Annotated in this window: 21 protein-coding genes; 11 read left to right on the plus strand and 10 right to left on the minus strand. The window is 60.2% G+C overall.

All coding sequences use genetic code 11. The features are described 5' to 3' along the window. The first annotated feature begins 3 nt into the window (after positions 1-3). Positions 4-954 carry an ATP-grasp fold amidoligase family protein gene (locus B3229_RS10290; RefSeq protein ID WP_033749165.1) on the plus strand — a complete coding sequence of 317 codons (951 nt, stop codon included), beginning with the start codon at positions 4-6 and terminating at the stop codon, positions 952-954. Positions 955-1,190: 236 nt separating this feature from the next. Here the strand turns inward: B3229_RS10290 and B3229_RS10295 are convergent, their stop codons facing one another. Together B3229_RS10295 and soxS are read right to left on the minus strand one after the other, a co-directional pair. Then, positions 1,191-1,472, minus strand: coding sequence for a YjcB family protein (locus tag B3229_RS10295; protein WP_033749166.1), 282 nt, complete (start codon positions 1,470-1,472; stop codon positions 1,191-1,193). A gap of 262 nt (positions 1,473-1,734) precedes the next feature. After that, the gene (gene soxS, locus B3229_RS10300) at positions 1,735-2,160 is read right to left on the minus strand and encodes a superoxide response transcriptional regulator SoxS (RefSeq protein WP_048781487.1); all 426 of its coding nucleotides are present in this window, start codon (positions 2,158-2,160) and stop codon (positions 1,735-1,737) included. An 83-nt stretch (positions 2,161-2,243) separates the two neighbouring features. Here soxS and soxR point away from each other — a divergent pair, with 83 nt between their 5' ends. Further along, on the plus strand, positions 2,244-2,729 hold the full coding sequence (gene soxR / locus B3229_RS10305; RefSeq protein WP_033749168.1) for a redox-sensitive transcriptional activator SoxR: 486 nt from the start codon (positions 2,244-2,246) through the stop codon (positions 2,727-2,729). Positions 2,730-2,776: 47 nt separating this feature from the next. After that, positions 2,777-3,442, plus strand: a complete 666-nt coding sequence (locus B3229_RS10310) for a glutathione S-transferase family protein (protein ID WP_286870552.1) — start codon at positions 2,777-2,779, stop codon at positions 3,440-3,442. Between the two features lie 3 nt (positions 3,443-3,445). On the opposite strand, the gene B3229_RS10315 is transcribed toward B3229_RS10310, so the two are convergent. Next, positions 3,446-3,724: a hypothetical protein gene (locus B3229_RS10315; RefSeq protein WP_286870554.1), complete on the minus strand. Its 279-nt coding sequence runs from the start codon at positions 3,722-3,724 to the stop codon at positions 3,446-3,448. Between the two features lie 27 nt (positions 3,725-3,751). Between B3229_RS10315 and B3229_RS10320 the strand changes: the two genes are divergently transcribed. Together B3229_RS10320 and B3229_RS10325 are read left to right on the plus strand one after the other, a co-directional pair. Further along, the gene (locus B3229_RS10320) at positions 3,752-5,101 is read left to right on the plus strand and encodes an NCS2 family permease (RefSeq protein WP_048781489.1); all 1,350 of its coding nucleotides are present in this window, start codon (positions 3,752-3,754) and stop codon (positions 5,099-5,101) included. A gap of 150 nt (positions 5,102-5,251) precedes the next feature. Beyond that, positions 5,252-6,901: a Na+/H+ antiporter gene (locus B3229_RS10325; RefSeq protein WP_286870557.1), complete on the plus strand. Its 1,650-nt coding sequence runs from the start codon at positions 5,252-5,254 to the stop codon at positions 6,899-6,901. A 14-nt stretch (positions 6,902-6,915) separates the two neighbouring features. Here the strand turns inward: B3229_RS10325 and B3229_RS10330 are convergent, their stop codons facing one another. Further along, positions 6,916-7,818: a LysR family transcriptional regulator gene (locus B3229_RS10330; protein ID WP_286870559.1), complete on the minus strand. Its 903-nt coding sequence runs from the start codon at positions 7,816-7,818 to the stop codon at positions 6,916-6,918. A 103-nt stretch (positions 7,819-7,921) separates the two neighbouring features. On the opposite strand from B3229_RS10330, the gene B3229_RS10335 reads away from it, so the two are divergent. The 3 genes from B3229_RS10335 to B3229_RS10345 all read left to right on the plus strand — a co-directional run bounded on the left by B3229_RS10335 (position 7,922) and on the right by B3229_RS10345 (position 9,699). Beyond that, positions 7,922-8,347 (plus strand): CidA/LrgA family protein, encoded by a 426-nt coding sequence (locus B3229_RS10335; protein WP_048781492.1) that lies wholly within the window; start codon positions 7,922-7,924, stop codon positions 8,345-8,347. Next, the gene (locus B3229_RS10340; protein WP_277268451.1) at positions 8,340-9,035 is read left to right on the plus strand and encodes an LrgB family protein; all 696 of its coding nucleotides are present in this window, start codon (positions 8,340-8,342) and stop codon (positions 9,033-9,035) included. Before B3229_RS10335 ends, B3229_RS10340 begins: the two co-directional genes overlap by 8 nt. Positions 9,036-9,153: 118 nt before the next feature. Beyond that, positions 9,154-9,699 (plus strand): YfaZ family outer membrane protein, encoded by a 546-nt coding sequence (locus tag B3229_RS10345; protein WP_033749177.1) that lies wholly within the window; start codon positions 9,154-9,156, stop codon positions 9,697-9,699. 54 nt (positions 9,700-9,753) lie between these two features. On the opposite strand, the gene B3229_RS10350 is transcribed toward B3229_RS10345, so the two are convergent. The 5 genes from B3229_RS10350 to acs all read right to left on the minus strand — a co-directional run bounded on the left by B3229_RS10350 (position 9,754) and on the right by acs (position 14,487). Continuing rightward, complete coding sequence (locus B3229_RS10350; protein ID WP_048784072.1) at positions 9,754-10,056, minus strand: type II toxin-antitoxin system RelE/ParE family toxin; 303 nt, start codon at positions 10,054-10,056, stop codon at positions 9,754-9,756. Then, positions 10,056-10,310: a type II toxin-antitoxin system Phd/YefM family antitoxin gene (locus tag B3229_RS10355; RefSeq protein WP_286870565.1), complete on the minus strand. Its 255-nt coding sequence runs from the start codon at positions 10,308-10,310 to the stop codon at positions 10,056-10,058. The genes B3229_RS10350 and B3229_RS10355 overlap by 1 nt, the downstream gene beginning before the upstream one ends. Positions 10,311-10,411: 101 nt before the next feature. Continuing rightward, on the minus strand, positions 10,412-12,061 hold the full coding sequence (locus B3229_RS10360; RefSeq protein WP_048784068.1) for a cation acetate symporter: 1,650 nt from the start codon (positions 12,059-12,061) through the stop codon (positions 10,412-10,414). Continuing rightward, positions 12,058-12,387 carry a DUF485 domain-containing protein gene (locus B3229_RS10365; protein WP_033749179.1) on the minus strand — a complete coding sequence of 110 codons (330 nt, stop codon included), beginning with the start codon at positions 12,385-12,387 and terminating at the stop codon, positions 12,058-12,060. Before B3229_RS10365 ends, B3229_RS10360 begins: the two co-directional genes overlap by 4 nt. A gap of 144 nt (positions 12,388-12,531) precedes the next feature. Beyond that, the gene (acs, locus tag B3229_RS10370; RefSeq protein WP_286870567.1) at positions 12,532-14,487 is read right to left on the minus strand and encodes an acetate--CoA ligase; all 1,956 of its coding nucleotides are present in this window, start codon (positions 14,485-14,487) and stop codon (positions 12,532-12,534) included. A 549-nt stretch (positions 14,488-15,036) separates the two neighbouring features. On the opposite strand from acs, the gene gltP reads away from it, so the two are divergent. The 3 genes from gltP to B3229_RS10385 all read left to right on the plus strand — a co-directional run bounded on the left by gltP (position 15,037) and on the right by B3229_RS10385 (position 19,249). Then, complete coding sequence (gene gltP, locus B3229_RS10375) at positions 15,037-16,338, plus strand: glutamate/aspartate:proton symporter GltP (protein ID WP_033749181.1); 1,302 nt, start codon at positions 15,037-15,039, stop codon at positions 16,336-16,338. A gap of 277 nt (positions 16,339-16,615) precedes the next feature. After that, positions 16,616-17,515, plus strand: coding sequence for an N-acetylmuramic acid 6-phosphate etherase (gene murQ, locus B3229_RS10380; RefSeq protein ID WP_048783042.1), 900 nt, complete (start codon positions 16,616-16,618; stop codon positions 17,513-17,515). A gap of 189 nt (positions 17,516-17,704) precedes the next feature. Further along, positions 17,705-19,249 (plus strand): methyl-accepting chemotaxis protein, encoded by a 1,545-nt coding sequence (locus tag B3229_RS10385; RefSeq protein WP_286870568.1) that lies wholly within the window; start codon positions 17,705-17,707, stop codon positions 19,247-19,249. Here B3229_RS10385 and B3229_RS10390 read toward each other — a convergent pair. After that, complete coding sequence (locus tag B3229_RS10390) at positions 19,246-20,205, minus strand: AraC family transcriptional regulator (RefSeq protein ID WP_048783044.1); 960 nt, start codon at positions 20,203-20,205, stop codon at positions 19,246-19,248. The genes B3229_RS10385 and B3229_RS10390 overlap by 4 nt on opposite strands. Positions 20,206-20,235: the final 30 nt, after the last annotated feature.

Consider the following 20,235-nt stretch of genomic DNA (forward strand, 5'->3'; position numbering starts at 1 on the left):
GATATGTTTAAGTTGAAAGATGAACTCAGAAGAAGTGTGCAGTACTTCATTAAGAAGATGCCCTGGGCATACCAGGACCGCATTTACTACTTCCACAAGTTCAAAAAATTGCCCAATTTGCGTCAACCCAAGGTCTTCAACGAAAAGGTGCTGTACCGCAAGTTCGTCTATGGCGACTACCAGATTTACGGCCGCCTTTCGGATAAGTATTCGGTGCGCGACTATATCGCCGAGAAGATTGGCAACGAATACCTGATTCCGCTGGTGCACGAGTCGACCGATCCGGCATCGTTGAACAGTCTGCAATGCTGGAAGGGCACGGTGATCAAGCCGAATCACGCTTCCAACATGGTAGAGATCCTGCTAGAAGAGCCGGACGCGCTGCGCAAGCAGCAGATTATCAACAGCTGCTATAAGTGGCTGAAGACCGACTTCGCCAACGAGGCGCGCGAGATCCACTATCGCTATATCAAGCCGCGTATTCTGGTTGAAAAGTATATCGGCGACGGCAAAACGGCACCGATCGATTACAAGTTCCATATGTTCAACAAGCGCGACGGCCGCTTTGAATATGTGCTGCAGGTGATCTACAACCGCTGCCAGCCGCAGCTGTCGATGAATTTTTACGTTAACAATCTGACCGAAGCGTTCCACAAGATTCGCGATACCGGCCTGGATGTGACGAAAATCGCCGACTCGCTGCAGCACGCGCTCGATCTGAGCAAGAAGCTGGCGAGCGATTTCGACTATGTGCGCGTGGACTGGTATATCCATGAAGGCCGCATCTATTTCGGCGAGCTGACCTTTACGCCGGGCGCAGGACTGGTGACAGGGCTGGATCGCGGACTTAACCAGATGATGGGAGATATGTGGATTCAGGATCGCCGCGGCACGCAGATACCGGGCGTTTCGGTGCAGGACGTCAATATCCCTGCGCTGTTGAAGAAAGTTTGAGTCACACAGCAAAATAAAAAACCCCGCGCTGCGGGGTTTTTTATTGGCTTTAAGCAATGTGCTAGCGCGGCAGGCATGGCCCGCTCGCAAAGTCGCTTAACGCATCCATGCTCGCTCGGCCCGCGCCGTCCCTGGCGCGGGACGCTTTGCTCTTCGGGCCATGCCTGCCGCTTTCAGCTACGTAAACCGCCTGTAATAAAAAACCCCGCGCTGCAGGGTTTTTTATTGAATGAAAATCAAGGCATCGGCCAGTCGGGCGGGGTCTGGCTCATCACCTGAATAAAAGTATCTTTGGTCACCAGCATAAAGTGATGCACGTTTTCCATGCTCAGCGAGATGCCCAGCAGCCCCATCACGAACCAGCAGGTCATCCCGAGACCGACGCCGCCGCACATAAACGCCATCACGTGATGGCTGCTCTGGCGGAACTTAATTTTAAGGGTGCTGGCAAAAAACATCATGATTGCGCTGAGCAGTTCCCAACGCATGACAATCAAGCTGGTGGTTATGGTCGCCATCGACTTAAGCCTCTGAATCTAAGTGATTATCCCTGACGGTTACCGGACATCACTGGCGACGAAAAGCGTGGTCAGGGAAAGGCTTTTCGCCGTCATAAAGGGTGCAATATGTGAGCTGGGTCACATTATATCACTGGATTTGATTTTTTGAACAAAATTTGTACCTGGTATGGTAGAAATTTTTTTATCGAAATGTTGGGCGGAAAATCAGGGCGTTAGGCGAGGAAAGCGGAAAGGTGCGCCCGTTAAGGGCGCCTGAGGCTTAGCGAACCGGGCAGCATTCCCCGGTGGTGCGCTGGGTATAGCTTGCCGCAGATTCGCTGCAGTCGAAGCTCAGCATACGTGGACGCTGAATCGCCTGGCGACGCATAAAGTGGCGATAGGCGGTCGGCGTCTGCGAAAACTGACGGCGGAAGACGCGGGAAAAGGTCTGCTGCGAGTCATAGCCGTACTGCATCGCGATATCAAATACCGGACGCTGCGTCTGGCGCAGCGCTTCCGCCGCCAGCGTCAGGCGACGTTCGCGAATGTAGCCGCCTAGCGTCTGTTTCGTCACGGTGCGGAACATACGCTGCAGGTGCCATTTTGAATAGCCGGACCTGGCCGCCACTTCATCGATCGACAGCGTCTTATCCAGGTTTTGGTCGATCCAGCGCGTCAGGGAGTGAATGATCTCTTCTTGCATCATAATCTCGTCCTTTAGTCCTGAGGGATTCGTTATTTGACGGAGGCGAGTATAATTCCTCAAGTTAACTTGAGGTAAAGAGCCAGATGAAAAAAGATCGCAACTACCCGAAACCGGTTTTAACGCCGGGCGAAGTCGCGCGCCGCAGCGGCGTGGCGGTCTCCGCGCTGCACTTTTATGAGAGCAAAGGGCTAATCTCCAGCACGCGCAACGGCGGCAATCAGCGCCGCTACAGCCGCGACGTGCTGCGGCGCGTCGCCATTATCAAAATCGCCCAGCGCATCGGCATCCCGCTCGCCACCGTCAGCGACAGCCTGATGCATATTCCCGCCAACAAGCGCATGTCGACCCACGAGTGGGACGCCCTGACGCAGCACTGGCGCGAGGAGCTGGATAAGCGCATCGAAACCCTGACGCGCCTGCGCAACGACCTCGACGGCTGCATCGGCTGCGGCTGCCTGTCGATGCGCGACTGTCCGCTGCGCAACCCCGGCGACCGGCTGGCGCAGCAGGGCTCCGGCGCGGTGCTGCTCGATCCCGAACAGGATGATAAAGGCGAGCCGCCGCGCTAAAGAGGATGAGCGCTATACTTGCCTGAGGTTCATAACAGGAATTCACTATGATTACCGTCCACCATCTTGAGCAGTCGCGCTCGCACCGCGTGCTGTGGCTGCTGGAAGAGCTGGAAGTGCCTTACCAAATCAAACGCTATCAGCGCGAGGCGTCGATGCTGGCGCCGGACGCGCTGAAAAAGGTTCATCCGCTCGGCAAGTCGCCGGTGATTACCGACGGTAATCAGGTGGTGGCTGAATCGGGCGCCATCCTTTCTTATCTGGAAGGCAAATATGACAGCGAACAGCGCTTAACCTCTCTCGATGAGCAGGCGCGTCTGCAGGCGAACTACTGGCTGCACTACGCCGAGGGGTCGCTGATGCCGCTGCTGGTGATGAAGCTGGTCTTTGGCCGCCTCGGCAAGGCGCCGGTGCCCTGGCTGCTGCGTCCAGCGGGCGCGGCGCTGGGCAAAGGCATGCAGAAGGCCTGGCTCGATAAGCAGCTGGTGCCGCATCGCCAGATGATTGAGCAACACCTGGCCGCTCAGCCCTGGTTCGCGGGCAAGCGCTTCAGCATTGCCGATATTCAGATGAGTTTTCCTCTGCTGGCGCTGCAGTCGCGCGGCGGCCTGGAGGATATGCCCGCCACGGCGGCGTGGCTGAATACCGTGCAGCAGCGCGCCGCCTGGCAGCGCGCCATTCAGCAGGGCGGCGAGGTGCTGCCGGGCGGCTGAGCACTAAAAAAGCTGCGACATCAAAGAGTAACGTGGCGGCGGCTCCAGCGCCGACGCCGCACAAGCCTTTAGAAACGCCTGTAAGCGCTCTTCTTTATCCTGAATTAAGGCGATGAAGCAGTTGAAAATCTGCTGCCAAACGCCGGATAATCCCTTGCCTTTTATCTGTCCGCATAGCGGAGAGTTATCCGCCGCGAAGTAAACGTTTGCCTGCCGCCTGGCGCGCCATTGCGCCGGGTTGATAACCAGGGATTTTGCAGGCAGCGACGCAGGGCGTTTCACACAACAAAAAATTCTTGAGGCTCAACTATGTCATACGAATCACGCTCGTCCGCTGGCAAGCTGGACGCCTGGTTCTCTGTTTCTGCACGCGGCAGCAGCGTCCGGCAGGAAATTCTGGCGGGACTGACCACCTTCCTGGCGATGGTCTACTCGGTGATTGTGGTGCCCGGCATGCTGGGCAAAGCGGGCTTTTCGCCTACGGCGGTCTTCGTCGCCACCTGTCTGGTCGCCAGCGTCGGCTCTATCGTGATGGGACTGTGGGCCAACCTGCCTATGGCCATCGGCTGCGCCATCTCGCTCACTGCCTTTACCGCCTTTAGCCTGGTGCTCGGCCAGCATATCAGCGTGCCGGTAGCGCTCGGCGCGGTATTCCTGATGGGGCTGCTGTTCACCGTTATCTCCGTGACCGGCATCCGCGCCTGGATCTTGCGCAATCTGCCGATGGGCGTGGCGCACGGCACCGGCGTGGGTATCGGCCTGTTTCTGCTGCTGATCGCCGCCGACGGTATCGGGCTGGTGGTGAAGAATCCCGCGGCCGGCATGCCGGTGGCGCTGGGCCACTTCACCTCGTTTCCGGTGATGATGTCGCTGCTGGGACTGGCGGCGATCGTCGGGCTGGAAAAGCGCCGGGTGCCGGGCGGCATTCTGCTCACCATCATCGCCATCTCGATTCTTGGGCTGATCTTCGATCCGGCGGTGAAGTTTCAGGGACTGTTCGCCTTGCCCAGCCTGCGCGACAGCCAGGGCGAGTCGCTGCTGTTCAGCCTGGATATTATGGGCGCGCTACAGCCGATGGTGCTGCCGAGCGTGCTGGCGCTGGTGATGACGGCGGTGTTCGACGCCACCGGCACCATCCGCGCGGTGGCGGGGCAGGCGAACCTGCTGGATGAGAAGGGCCAGATCATCAACGGCGGACGCGCCCTGACCACCGATTCGGTCAGCAGCCTGTTCGCCGGCCTGGTCGGCGCGTCGCCTGCGGCGGTCTATATCGAATCCGCGGCCGGCACGGCGGCAGGCGGCAAGACCGGCCTGACGGCGATTGTGGTCGGCCTGCTGTTCCTGGCGATTCTGTTTATGTCGCCGCTCGCTTATCTGGTGCCCGCCTACGCCACCGCGCCCGCGCTGATGTATGTCGGCCTGCTGATGCTGAGCAACGTAGCGAAAATCGACTTCGGCGACTTCGTCGATGCGATGTCCGGCCTGGTGACCGCGGTCTTTATCGTGCTGACCTGCAATATCGTCACCGGCATTATGCTCGGTTTCGCCACGCTGGTGGTGGGCCGCCTGTTCGCCGGCGAGTGGCGCAGGCTGAACGTCGGCACCGTGGTGATTGCGGCCGCGCTGGTGATCTTTTACGCCGGCGGCTGGGCGATCTAGCGGTAAAACCGGGCGAGCGCCGTCTCGCCCGGGACTTTCTCCTGATTTTTCGCCGCGCCGCACGCGTGACTTGTCATTCTCTGCGCACTTTGCTTTACACTTTAGCGCTCACAACATTTTTTCTGACTTTACGATTCGCCTAAGGAAAGCATGGAAATCTTCTTCACTATTCTCATTATGACGCTGGTGGTGTCGCTCTCCGGGGTGGCCGCGCGCATCTTGCCGTTCCAGATCCCGCTGCCGCTGGTGCAGATCCTCGCCGGCGCGCTGCTCGCCTGGCCCACGTTCGGCCTGCATGTCGATTTCGATCCGGAACTCTTCCTGGTGCTGTTTATTCCGCCGCTGCTGTTTGCCGACGGCTGGAAGACGCCGATCAGCGAGTTCCTGCACCATGGCCGGGAAATTATCGGCCTGGCGCTGGTGCTGGTGCTGATTACCGTGGTCGGCATCGGCTACCTCATCTACTGGATGGTGCCGGGTATTCCGCTGATCCCCGCCTTCGCGCTGGCGGCGGTGCTGTCGCCGACGGACGCCGTGGCGCTCTCCGGCATCGTCGGCGAGGGACGCATTCCGAAGAAAATCATGTCGATTGTGCAGGGCGAGGCGCTGATGAATGACGCCTCCGGCCTGGTCTCGCTGAAGTTCGCCGTTGCGGTGGCGATGGGCACCATGGTGTTTACCTGGGGCGGCGCCAGCGTCGAGTTCCTCAAAGTCGCGATCGGCGGCCTGATTGCGGGCGTGGCGGTCTGCTGGCTCTATGGTAAATCGCTGCGTCTGCTGAGCCGCTGGAGCGGCGACGATCCGGCGACGCAAACCGTGCTGCTGCTGCTGCTGCCGTTCGCCTCCTACCTGATTGCCGAACATCTCGGCGTCTCCGGCATTCTGGCGGCGGTCGCAGCGGGCATGACCATTACCCGCTCCGGCATTATCCGTCAGGCGCCGCTGGCGATGCGCCTGCGCGCCAACAGCGTCTGGCAGATGCTGGAGTTCGTCTTCAACGGCATGGTGTTCCTGATGCTCGGCCTGCAGCTGCCGGACATTATCGGCACCTCGATTGACGCCGCCAACGCCGATCCCAACGTCGAGCTCTGGATGCTGTTTACCGACATTATCCTGGTCTACGGCGCGCTGATGGTGGTGCGCTTCGGCTGGCTCTGGATTATGCAGCGTCTCAGCAAGCGCGTGCTGAAGAAGAAGCCGATGGAGTTCGCCAACTACTCGCTGCGCGAGCTGCTGATCGCTACCTTTGCCGGCGTGCGCGGCGCCATTACCCTGGCGGGCGTGCTCTCTATCCCGCTGTTCCTGACCTCCGGCGAGCCGTTTCCGGCGCGCTATGAGCTGGTATTTATCGCGACCGGCGTGATCCTGTTTTCGCTGCTGGTGGGCGTGGTGCTGCTGCCGCTGCTGCTGCGCGGCGTGGACGGCATCGATAAAGCCGGACACCGCCGCGAGCTGCAAAACGCCCGTGCGGTGATGGCGAGCGTGGCGATCGAAAGCCTGCATAAAATGGAAGAGCGGCTGGAGAACAGCAGCGAAGTGAATATCGATCCTGAGCTGCTTAAAGAGGTTAGCCTGCGCGTTATCGGCAACCTGCGTCGCCGGGCGGACGGCAAAAGCGATCTGGAGCAGGCGCTGTTCGCCGAGAATCTGGAGCGTCGTTTCCGCCTGACCGCGCTGCGCGCCGAGCGCGCCGAGGTCTATCACCTGCGCGCGACCCAGCAGCTCTCCGATGAGAGCATGCAGCGCCTGCTGCGCGATCTCGACCTGCTGGAAGCGCTGCTGATCGAGAAAGAAGAGTAAGCCGCGCGCCGCGCCTATACCGACAGGCGCGGCGCTTCATCCGGCCAGTGTTCGCGGCAGCAGGCGATCCACGCCTGCGCGCTGCGCGACAGATAGCTTCCCTCCCGCCAGATCAATCCCAGACTCCACATTAGCTCCGACTCCAGCGGCAGCCACAGCAGCGACTGCTTATCCAGCCGCTGACAGATCGGCTCCGGCAGGATCGCCAGCCCCATCTCCGCCTGCACCATCGCTGCCAGAAAATCCCACTGTCCGCTGCGCACCGCGATATGCGGCGTGACGCCAAGACGCTGAAACGCCTTCATCAGCTGGCGATTCAGCGAGAACTCCTCGTTGAAAATCAGCAGCGGATGCGCCGCCAGCTCCGTCAGCGCGATATGGCTGCGGTTAAGCCAGGCGGGCTGACGCGGCACCAGCACGCAGAGCGGATGGTGCATCAGGGGCAGCGTGTTCAGCGGCAGATCGGGATCGACCGGCAGGGCGGTAAGGGCGATATCCAGGCTGCCCGCGAGCACCGCCTGCTGCACCGTCAGGCCGCCAAATTCGGCGATGTTCAGGGTGACGCCGGGATAGCGGCGGCGAAACGCCGAGATCGAGCCGGCGATCTGCATGCCGACCATCGGCGGAATGCCGAGGCGCAGCTCGCCGGTTTTCAGCTGGTTAATGTCGCCGATCTCCGCCTCAAGCTGGTGGAACTCCTGCAAAATCGCCAGCCCGCGCTGGTAGACCGCCTGGCCGCTGTCGGTCAGATGCAGCTTGCGGCCGTCGCGCAGCAGCAGGGTGCAGCCCAGTTCCTCTTCCAGCTGACGCAGCATTTTGCTGATGGTGGGCTGGGTCACATAGAGCTTCTGCGCGGCGCGGGTAAAACTCTGCTGGCGCACCACCTCGGTAAAGTAGCGTAACGCACGGACGTCCATAACTATTCCCTTTTGGCATGATTGGGATAATTTTAATTCATTTTTTTCACCTTCTGTCGCGGATTTATACTAAGCACCGAATCTGGTGAAGGGAGAGAAGAAAATGGCGTTAGCGCTCAGCCCGCAGCGCGTGGGCAGGCTGCAACGACTCTGGTTGCCGCTGCAGCTGCTGCTGTACATCGGCATGTTTATCGCCAGCGATCGTCTGGTGAGCTGGCTGCATTTGCCGCTGCCCGCCAATATCGTCGGCATGCTGCTGTTGCTGGCGCTGATCGTCACGCGCGTGCTGCCGCTGCGCTGGGTCAGAGCGGGCTCGCGCTGGCTGCTGGCCGAAATGCTGCTGTTCTTTATTCCGGCGGTGGTGGCGGTGGTGAACTACGGCGACCTGCTGCGCGTCGACGGCTGGCGCATCTGCGTGGTGATTGCGCTAAGCACCGTGCTGGTGCTCGCCTCCACCGCGCTGGTGGTCGATCGCCTCTACCGCTATGAAGTGGCGCGCGCGGCGCGCAGGGAAGAGCGTGATGCGTGATTTTATCCTGAGCCTGCTCTGTCTGGCGGTCACGCTGCTGATCTACTTTCTCAACAAGCGTCTCTATCGCCGCTGGCGCACGCTGCTGCTGATGCCGCTGGTGGCGACGCCCGTGCTGCTGGTGGCGCTGCTGCTGATTACGCACGTCTCCTGGCAGGACTATATTGCTGAAAGCCACTGGCTGCTCTGGCTGCTCGGCCCGGCGACGCTGGCCTTTGCCGTGCCGGTGTATGAAAACATGACGATTATTCGCCGTCACTGGCTCTCGCTGAGCGCGGGTGTGCTGACCGCCACGCTGGTGGCGGTGTGCAGTTCGGTGTGGCTGGCGCGGCTGCTGACGCTGCCTGAGTCGATCCAGCGCAGCCTGGCGGTGCGCTCCATCACCACGCCTTTCGCGCTGGCGGCGGCGAAGCCCATCGGCGGCCAGCCCGATCTGGTGGCGCTGTTTGTGGTGATTACCGGCGTATTCGGCATGGCGATCGGTGACGTGCTGTTTCTGCGCATCGCTATCCGGCAGGGCGTGGCGAAAGGGGCGGGTTTCGGCGCGGCGTCGCACGGCGCAGGCACGGCGCGCGCCTACCAGCTCGGCGAGCAGGAAGGCGTGGTTGCCAGCCTGGTGATGATGCTTTCCGGCGTGGTGACGGTGGTGCTGGCGCCGCTTATCGGCCAGCTGATGTGGGCAGCCTGACAACAAAATTTGCCGATCGACATGTCTGTTTACGTAAAGGTTGCCAAATAGAGTTGTCAGAGGATTTCAGGCTGTTAACCTTTGCGCCGAAATTATTGTCCTTTCATGGAGTGGAATCATGTTTAAGCAACTTGTTACCGGGAGCGCACTGGGTCTGGTACTGCTGAGCGGCGCGGCGCAGGCTATCGAAGGCAGCGTGGATGTCGGCGAGCACAACACTAATCTGAACGTCGGTCTGGGCACCACCTCTCCGGGCCTGTTCCTTAAAGGCAACTGGCTGCGCAGCGATCACGACGGCAGCACCTACGGCCTGGGACTGGGTTACAACGTCGATATCGGCGGACTGCGTCTGGCGCCGACCGCCAAGACCATTTTCACCCATCCGGAAGATGGTAAAGATGGCTTCGCCGTGGCGCTGGGCGGCGGCGCGCAGTACAGCTTCAACAGCATGTGGGGCCTGTACGGCGAATACTACTACGCGCCAGAAGGTCTGACCGACCATCTCGACAGCTATCAGGAAGCCGCTGGCGGCCTGAGCTTCACCCCGATTTCACTGCTGAACCTGCGCGTGGGCTATCAGTATATCGAGCTGAACAACAAAGGCGGTCGTAAAGACAACGTGCTGGTCGACGGCCCGTACGTCGGCGCTTCGCTGCGTTTCTAATCAGCGTAATAAACACGTTTGAGCCGGTTGCTTGCGCGACCGGCTTTTTTATTGTCAGGGCTGACGCTTTTTCACCGCTTTTGGCAGACGCGTCTGATGAATAATCGCGATGACCTGAATGCCCTCAGGCACCCGAAGAAAATAGAGGTAATGGCTTTCGTAAGGCCAGTAAAAGACGCCTGGCCAGGTCTCATTGCTGATGTCGATGCCGACCTGATGGCTGGCGAGCATTTGCATCGTCACACGCATGCCCTGCAAATACGCCTGAGTGATGACAGCTCCCCATCGCGTTAATGAATGGGCTTTGACCTCTTTTAAATCTTCCTTCGCTTCATCCGTAAGCCTGAACTGTCCCATTACAGATCCTTCATCAGCTCCTCAAAGACAGCCTCACCGTCATGCAATTGACCGTTTTCCGCCTGAGCGATAGCGTGCGCCAGTTTAGCCCGCAGGCTTTCTAGCTTGAATTGCTCAAAGGCTTCATAATCTTCAGCTGGCAGGCAGACAAAGGCGGTGCGGCCATTTTTAGTGATAGTAACGGCCTCGTGCTGCGCTTTGTTCATCAGCTCGCCAAAACGCGTTTTTGCCTGGTTAGCGGTAAAACTCAGCATTGTGATTCCTTAATCGTGCGAATCGTGCGATTCGCACTTATTTTAGCCTTTCTGCTGAGAAAAACGCCAGCGTCTGTTCACGCTGGCGGGAAAGATATGACTTAGTGCGACTTGCCCTGCGAGATGCCAATACCGGTTTGCGAGCGGATAAACTGCGCCCGGAAGCGGCCGCGCTCCTGCGCGCCCTGCGGCGAATGGTCGGTAACGGAGAAGAGCCAGGTGCCGACAAAGGCGACAATCATCGAGAAGAGCGCCGGATACTCATAGGGATAAACCGGGGAGGCGTGACCCAGCACCTGCACCCAGACCGTCGGGCCGAGGATCATCAGCACAACCGCGGTAATCAGCCCAAGCCAGCCGCCAATCATCGCGCCGCGGGTAGTCAGCTTCGACCAGTACATCGACAGCAGAATGATCGGGAAGTTACAGCTGGCGGCGATAGAGAAGGCGAGGCCGACCATAAAGGCGATGTTCTGCTTCTCAAACAGGATGCCCAGCGCAATCGCCACCACGCCCAAGACCAGTACGGTAATCTTCGACACGCGCAGCTCTTCGCGCTCGGTCGCCTGGCCTTTGCGAATAACGCTGGCGTACAGGTCGTGCGATACCGCCGACGCGCCCGCCAGCGTCAGCCCGGCGACCACTGCCAGAATGGTGGCGAAGGCCACGGCGGAGATAAAGCCGAGGAAGGTGCTGCCGCCTACCGCGTTCGCCAGATGCACCGCCGCCATATTGGTGCCGCCGATCAGCGCGCCGCTGGCGTCTTTAAAGGCGGGATTCGCCCCGACCAGCAGAATCGCCCCGAAGCCGATAATAAAGGTCAGGAAGTAGAAGTAGCCCATAAAGCCGGTGGCCCAGAAGACGCTTTTACGCGCCTCGCGCGCGTCCGCCACGGTAAAGAAGCGCATCAGAATATGCGGCAATCCGGCGGTGCCGAACATCAGCCCCAGTCCGAGCGAGAGCGCGGAAATGGGATCCTTCACCAGCCCGCCCGGCTGCATGATGGCCGCGCCTTTCGGGTGCACCGCCATCGCCTGAGTAAAAAGGTTATTGAAGCTGAAGCCGGTCGCCTTCATCACCATGATCGCCATAAAAGAGGCGCCGAACAGCAGCAGTACCGCTTTGATAATCTGCACCCAGGTGGTCGCCAGCATGCCGCCGAACAGCACGTAGAGCACCATCAGAATGCCCACCAGCACCACGGCGATATGATAGTCGAGGCCGAACAGCAGCTGGATCAGCTTGCCCGCGCCCACCATTTGCGCAATCAGGTAGAGCGCCACCACTACCAGCGAGCCGCAGGCGGAGAGGGTGCGAATCGGCTTCTGCTGCAGGCGATAAGAGGCGACGTCGGCGAAGGTGTAGCGACCCAGGTTGCGCAGGCGCTCGGCGATCAGAAACAGGATCATCGGCCAGCCCACCAGGAAGCCGAGCGAGTAGATCAGCCCGTCGTAGCCGGAGGTATAAACCAGCGCGGAGATGCCGAGAAAGGAGGCGGCGGACATAAAGTCGCCCGCCATCGCCAGGCCGTTCTGGAAACCGGTTATATTGCCGCCGGCGGTATAGTAGTCGTTGCGCGAGCGGGTGCGCTTCGACGCCCAGTACGTAATGCCCAGCGTGGCGGCGACGAACACCACAAACATGCCGATCGCCTGATAGTTGGTGGCCTGCTTCTGCACCGCGCCGGTCAGGGCGTCCGCCAGCGCGGAGGCGGGCAGCAGCGCCAGCAGCCAGAGAGAAAGACGCTTCATGGTTTTACCTCGCTGAGGATCTGCTTCGTCAGGCGATCGAATTCGCCGTTGGCGCGCCAGACGTAAACGCCGGTCAGCACAAAAGAAATCACAATCAGGCCTACGCCGATGGGAATGCCGCGCGTCACGCTGGTGCCGTCATGCAGCGGCGTGCCGAGCCAGCCGGGCGCGAAAGCGATCAGCAGAATAAAGCCGACGTAGAGCACCAGCATAATCAGCGACAGCACCAGGGCGAACCGCTGGCGCTTATGCACCAGCTCCTGAAAGCGCGGATGACGCTCAATTCGTTGATTGAGCGCCTCCTGAGTGGAAAGGGCGTCGTTCATCACAGTTTCTCCAGAGGTTATGCAGGCGGCAGCCTCACGCTGCTGCGCGAGAAAGGCCTGGTCAGATATTGTTATGTGACTTCAGAAACACACTGCGTAAGGAAAGGGCGGCGGGAAGAAGAGACCTCCCGCCGGTAAGACGGTTTACGGCATACGGAGCGTCTGCTTCTCCTCCAGCAGTTTATCCACGACGCCTGGATCGGCCAGCGTTGAGGTATCGCCCAGATTGCTGGTGTCGCCCGCGGCGATCTTGCGCAGAATGCGGCGCATAATCTTGCCGGAGCGGGTTTTCGGCAGCGAGTCGGTCCAGTGCAGGATATCGGGCGTAGCGATGGCGCCGATCTCTTTCCGCACCCAACTGCGCACCTCGGTATAGAGCTCTGGCGACGGCTCTTCGCCATGGTTCAGCGTGATATAGGCGTAGATCGCCTGGCCTTTAATGCTGTGGGGAATGCCCACCACCGCCGCTTCGGCGATTTTAGGGTGCGACACCAGCGCAGATTCGATCTCGGCGGTGCCGAGACGGTGGCCGGAAACGTTAAGCACGTCGTCGACGCGGCCGGTGATCCAGTAGTAGCCATCTTCGTCGCGGCGCGCGCCGTCGCCGCTGAAATAGCAATTTTTGAAGGTAGAGAAGTAGGTCTGCTCGAAGCGGTCATGATCGCCGAACAGCGTACGCGCCTGGCCCGGCCAGGAGTCGGTGATCACCAGATTGCCTTCCGCCGCGCCCTCCTGCGGATTGCCTTCGTTATCCACCAGCGCAGGCTGCACGCCGAAGAAAGGTTTGGTCGCGGAGCCCGCTTTCAGCTCGATGGCGCCCGGCAGCGGCGCGATCATAAAGCCGCCGGTTTCAGTCTGCCACCAGGTATCGACAATCGGACAGCGGCCGTCGCCAATCTTATTGTAGTACCACTCCCAGGCTTCCGGGTTAATGGGTTCGCCCACCGAGCCCATGATGCGCAGGCTCTGACGGCTGGTGCCCTCAATCGCCTTGTCGCCTTCCGCCATCAGGGCGCGGATCGCCGTCGGCGCGGTATAGAGCAGGGTCACTTTGTGTTTATCCACCACTTCCGCCATGCGGCTCGGTTTCGGCCAGTTCGGCACGCCCTCGAACATCAGGGTGGTGGCGCCGCACGCCAGCGGCCCGTAGAGCAGATAGCTGTGACCGGTGACCCAGCCGACGTCGGCGGTACACCAGTAGATATCTTCCGGATGATAATCGAAAACGTATTTAAAGGTGGTCGCCGCATAAACCAGGTAGCCGCCGGTGGTGTGCAGCACCCCTTTCGGCTTGCCGGTAGAGCCAGAGGTATAAAGGATAAAAAGCGGATCTTCCGCCTGCATCTCGGCGGGCGCGTGCTGCTCGCTCGCTTTATCCATTAACTCGGACCACCAGAGATCGCGGCCATCCTGCCAGTCGATCGACCCGCCGGTACGCTTCAGCACCACCACATTTTTCACGCTGTTGACGGTGGGATTTTTCAGCGCGTCGTCGACGTTTTTCTTTAGCGGGATAGGACGTCCGGCGCGCACGCCTTCGTCCGCGGTGATCACCAGTTTCGCGCTGGAGTCCACCACGCGGCCCGCCACCGCTTCCGGCGAAAAGCCGCCGAAAATCACCGAATGCACCGCCCCGATGCGCGCGCAGGCCAGCATCGCCACCGCCGCTTCGGGCACCATCGGCATATAGATCGCCACCACGTCGCCTTTTTTCACTCCCAGCGACAGCAGCACGTTGGCGAAGCGGCACACCTGGTTATGCAGCTGGCGAAAGGTCAGGGTCTTGCTTTCGCTGGCGTCGTCGCCTTCCCAGATAATGGCGGGATGGTCGCCGCGCTTTTCCAGATGGCGATCGAGGCAATTGGCCGCCAGATTAAGCGTGCCGTCCTCATACCAGCGAATAGAAATATTGCCCGGCGCGAAAGAGCTGTTTTTCACTTTGCTGTAGGGCTTGATCCAGTCGAGGATTTTCCCCTGTTCGCCCCAGAACGCATCCGGGTCGCTGACGGACTGCTGATACATCGTCTGATACTGCTCGGCAGTGATCAGGGCATTCGCGGCAATGCCGGCAGGAATCGGGTGTTTATGTTGTTGGCTCATGGCGGATCTCCTTGAAGATGTTAATAATATGTCAATCAAAGGTTAAGTGAAGCCTGAGCCAATGCTTTGTTTCTTTTTTGCGCCTTAGATCACGAGAGCGCCCGCCTGCTTGTTATCCCTTGCAAAACCATCGAACATGCTCCGCAATTCGACCCTGTGGCTGGCGAAAAATGCAGCAAACGAACCCGTCGCCTTTTTGCGCAGCGCTGCATAGCTATGCGGATAATTTAATAACTATTACTTTTTAGAACAGCAGGTTAGGGTTTTTATAACTAAACAGCATTTTATGCTAGAAGAGTGGCTAATCTTTAATCGAACACGCCAGGGGTTGCATTTACCACAGTGAAAATGGTACTTATCTCGCCCCTGCTCAGCAGGACTCAACCAGACGGCGTCTGAAAAAAGTACGGGAATTTTCGCATTTTCGTCGAGGACGCTGTCCTCAATAACCCTCTAATTTACCGGGCTTTTGCTCACTTCCCTGTGTGTATCCTTCTCTGCACCTTCGCAGCGTAGCAATAGGGGTTTTGACTGAGGAAATAACGCGTTATGAAAGGTTTTAAAATAAGCCTGGCCTGGCAGATTCTGATTGCGCTGGTGCTCGGCATCGTTGTCGGTTCAGTGCTGCATAATCAGCCAGACGATCGTGAATGGTTAATCACCAACATTCTCAGCCCGGCGGGCGATATCTTTATTCATCTGATCAAGATGATCGTTGTGCCTATCGTGATTTCATCGCTGATTGTCGGCATTGCCGGCGTGGGCGATGCGAAGAAACTGGGACGAATCGGCGTCAAAACCATCGTCTATTTCGAAGTGATCACCACCCTTGCCATTGTGGTCGGCATTACGCTGGCTAACGTGTTTCAACCCGGCACCGGCATTGATATGTCAACGCTGGCAACGGTGGACATCTCTAAGTATGAAGCCACGACCGAAGCGGTGCAGAACGGGCCTCACAGCCTGGTCGCCACCATTCTGTCGCTGATCCCGCAGAACATCTTCGCTTCGCTGGTGAAGGGCGACATGCTGCCGATTATCTTCTTCTCGGTGCTGTTCGGCATGGGCCTGTCGGCGCTGCCGTCGGAGCAGCGCGATCCGCTGGTCAACATCTTCCGCAGCGTGTCGGAAACCATGTTTAAAGTGACGCACATGATTATGCGTTACGCGCCGGTGGGCGTCTTCGCGCTGATCGCCGTGACCATCGCCAACTTCGGCTTCACCTCTCTGTGGCCGCTGGCGAAGCTGGTGCTGCTGGTTTACGCCGCGATTCTCTTCTTCGCGTTCGTTATCCTCGGCGGCGTGGCGCGCTTCTGTAAGCTGCGCATCACCACTCTGATGCGTATCCTGAAAGATGAGCTGATCCTCTCTTACTCGACCTCCAGCTCGGAAACCGTGCTGCCGCGCATCATGCAGAAGATGGAGGCCTACGGCGCGCCGAAGGCGATCACCAGCTTCGTGGTGCCGACCGGCTACTCCTTTAACCTGGACGGCTCAACGCTCTATCAGAGCATCGCCGCCATCTTTATCGCGCAGCTTTACGGCATCGACCTGTCGCTGACCGATGAGATCATCCTGGTGCTGACGCTGATGGTGACCTCCAAGGGCATCGCAGGCGTGCCGGGCGTCTCGTTCGTGGTGCTGCTGGCGACGCTGGGCAGCGTCGGCATTCCGCTGGAAGGCCTGGCCTTTATCGCGGGCGTCGACCGCATCATGGATATGGCGCGCACCGCGCTTAACGTCATCGGCAACGCGCTGGCGGTACTGGTTATCGCCCGCTGGGAAAACCAGTTCGACGCCGAGCAGGCGAAAGCCTACGAGCTGAAGCTGCGCGCACAAACGGCGAGCTAACCCTTCTTTTGACCTGACCATCAGGCGACGAGCCAGGCTAAACAGCGGATAAGACGGACCGAAGAGCAAAGCGTCCTGCGTCATGGATGACGCAGGCCGAGCTGCCAGGGATGGCGCTTTTTGCGTCTTTGCGATCGGGCCGTCTTATCCGCGCAGGCTCCGGCTTTCCAGGCAACATCAGGCCATGTAACAGGGTTCAGACAACGTCTGAACCCTTTTTTTATCCCGCAAATATGATAAAACCGGGCCTGGATAAATCATGCCCGGAGCACGTCCCATGACAATCGACCTCAGCCAGCTCATCACCGAAGGCCGTAACCCGGCCAGCCAGAACATCGACGAGCTCTCCACCGACGCCATGCTGCGCGTCATCAACAACGAAGATAAAAAAGTGGCGCTGGCGGTCGAAGCGATCGTGCCGCAGATCGCCCAAACGGTTGACGCCATCGTCGCCGCCTTTGCACAGGGCGGCCGACTGATCTACAGCGGCGCAGGCACCTCCGGGCGACTCGGCATCCTCGACGCCAGCGAATGCCCGCCGACCTTCGGCACGCCGCGCGACCAGGTGGTAGGGCTCATCGCCGGCGGCCACAAGGCGATATTGCAGGCAGTAGAAAACGCGGAAGACGACCGCGAGCAGGGCGCGCAGGATCTGCGCGACATCCAGTTCAGCAAGAAAGATGTGCTGGTGGGCATCGCCGCCAGCGGCCGCACGCCCTACGTGCTGGGTGCGCTGGAATATGCCCGGACGCTTGGCGCCACCACGGCGGCGCTCACCTGCAACCCCAACAGCGCCATGGCGCAGGCAGCGGACATCGCGCTCACGCCGGTGGTCGGCCCGGAAGTGGTCACCGGATCCTCGCGCATGAAAGCGGGCACCGCGCAAAAACTGGTGCTCAACATGCTCACCACCGGCGCGATGATCCGCAGCGGCAAAGTCTACGGCAACCTGATGGTCGACGTAGAGGCCACCAACCAGAAACTGGTACAGCGCCAGATCAACATCGTCATGCAGGCCACCGACTGCGACGAAGCGCACGCCAGCCGCGCGCTGGCGGCCTGCGACGGCCACTGCAAAACCGCCATCCTGATGCTGCTGGCCGACATCGACGCCGGAGAAGCCCGCGCACGCCTCAAAAGGCATCAGGGCTTTATCCGCCGCGCGCTACAGGGCTGACAAACACGATTATTAAAAAGGGCTAAAGGATTATATATACGCGGCTGGCGGGTCAAATGCTCTCCAGTCCTCTTTTTTAGCGGGGAAAATTTATTGCCGCCCCTAAAGCCCGGGTCTTTTGCTGCCGAAAATATAAAAAAACATAACTGATAATCTCCCTACATTCAGCAGCCCTTTCAAGGACCCGTCATGCGTAACAATCAGCCAGTCACCCAGCGCGAATTCGTGTTTGACGATGACGCGACGTTAATGTCGACCACCGATATCAACAGCTACATCACCTACGCCAACGACGCCTTTATCGAGGTCAGCGGCTTTACGCCGGAAGAGGTCAACGGGCAGCCGCACAATATGGTGCGCCATCCCGACATGCCGCCCGAGGCGTTTGCCGACATGTGGGCGACGCTGAAGCAGGGCGAACCCTGGTCGGCGCTGGTGAAAAACCGCCGTAAAAACGGCGACCACTACTGGGTGCGCGCCAATGCGGTGCCGGTGGTGCGTGACGGCAAAGTGCAGGGATTTATGTCGGTGCGCACCAAACCTGGCGAAGCGGAAATTCGCGCCACTGAAGCGCTCTACCGCGATTTTCGCGAAGGGCGGACGAAAGGGCGCCGCTTCCATAAAGGGCTAATCGTACGCACCGGCTGGCGTCGCGTCGGGTCACTGCTGAAAACGCTGCCGCTGCGCTGGCGTATTCGCCTGCCGCTGATCGCGCTGCTGCCGCTGGCGGCGCTCAGCGCCGCGCTGCTCGGCATGACGCCCGCCTCGCTGGGCTGCTTTACCGGCGGCATGGCGCTGCTGCTGCTGCTGACCAGCCTGTGGATGGAACAGCAAATCTCGCGCCCCATCGAACGCATGTGCCAGCAGGCGCTTAGCGTGGCCACCGGCGCCAGTCATAAAGTAGAGCAAATCGATCGCGTCGATGAGGTGGGGATGACGCAGCGTGCTATCGGCCAGCTCGGCCTGATGTTCCGCTGGCTGGTGGATGACGTCAGCGGCCAGGCGATTAACGTTCTGAGCGCCAGCGACGCCATCGCCAGCAGCAACAGCGAGCTGAGCCGTCGCACCGAACAGGCGGCGGCTAACGTGCAGCAGACTGCCGCCACCATGAATGAGATGACCGCCACGGTAAAAAGCAACACCGAAACGGCGGGTGAGGTAAATACGCTCTCGGCGCGCACCAGCCAGGCGGCGAGCAAGGGCGGCGACGTGATGCAGGAAATGGTGGGGATGATGGCGGAAATCGCCGAAAGCTCGCAGCGCATCGCCAACATCACCAGCGTGATCGACGGCATCGCCTTCCAGACCAATATCCTCGCGCTCAACGCGGCGGTGGAAGCGGCGCGCGCGGGCGAGCAGGGCAAAGGCTTCGCGGTGGTGGCGGGAGAAGTCCGCAGCCTGGCGCAGCGCAGCGCCAAGGCTGCCAGCGAAATCAAAAGCCTGGTGGAAACCAGCGCCAGCCGGGTTCAGCTCGGCAGCCGGCACGCCGATGCGGCGGGACGCACCATGCAGGACATCGTCGCGCAGGTGCAGAACGTCTCCTCGCTGATCGCGCAGATCAGCGCCGCTACCGCCGAGCAGTCCACCGCGCTGAGCGAAGTCTCTACGGCAGTCGAGGATCTCGACGATATCACCCACCGCAACGCGGCGCGCGTGCAGGAGAGCGCCGAGGCGTCCAGCCGCATGACGCATCAGGCTAACCGCCTGGTGGAAGCGATCAGCGTCTTCCGCTAGGAGGCACGCGCCTCTTCCCGCCCGGCGCGTAGCGCGCCGGGCGGCTGACCGACAATGCGCTTAAAGGCGCGGCTAAAAGCGGCCAGCGAGCCGTAGCCAAGCTGAAAAGCCACCACTTCCACCGCTTCGCCGTTATTAACGATGCGCTGCACCGCCAGCCGCATGCGCAGCTCGGTGAGATAGCGCAGCGGCGTCATGGTGGTGGCGTTCTGAAAGCGTTCGGCGAACACCGACCGCGAGCAGCCCGCCACGCGCGCCAGCCGTTCTACCGTCCAGTTCTCTCCCGGTTCGCGGTGCATCGCGGCGATCGCCTTGCTCAGGCGCGGATCGCGCATCGCCTGCACCAGCCCGCTGCCCTGACCGCAGCCGTTCTCTACCCAGCCGCGCACGATCAGCGCCGCCACCACGTCCGCCAGCCGCGACAGAATACCGGCGAAGCCGGCGTGGCGCGTGCGCGACTCGCGCTCCATAGCGTCGAGAATCGGCTGGATCTCCGGATACTGTGACAGCAGGGTGCTCACCAGCATGATATCCGGCATGGTGTTGATCAGCGGCTGCATGCCGCCCAGCTCGAACTTCATGCAGGCGCTGAACAGGATCACGCTCTCCTCGTCGTCGCAGGCGTCGGCAGGCGCGCCAATGGCGCAGACGCTGTCGCAGATCGGCTTGCTGCTGAAGGCGGCGATATTCTCGCAGTCGGCGTCGGGCGAGGAGAGCAGGCTGTGGGGTTTGCCGTGCGGGATCAGCAGCGCGTCGCCGGTATTAAGCGTAAAAATTGCGCCTGACGCACCGCGCACCAGCAGCGGGCCGCGCCCGACGAAGTGAAACTGCGCGCGGCCCGGCGCATGCTCATAGCGCAGCCCGAAGGGCGCGGCGAGCTGAATACGCTGATAGGTCACGCCGTGCAGGCGCATGCCCATCAGCAGTTCGCTGGTCAGATCTTCATAGTGGCTCATTGCATTCCAGACGAATTATCAATAATGAAG

The organism is Pantoea sp. UBA5035 (genome assembly GCF_002415245.1).
Classification (GTDB): domain Bacteria; phylum Pseudomonadota; class Gammaproteobacteria; order Enterobacterales; family Enterobacteriaceae; genus Pantoea; species Pantoea septica.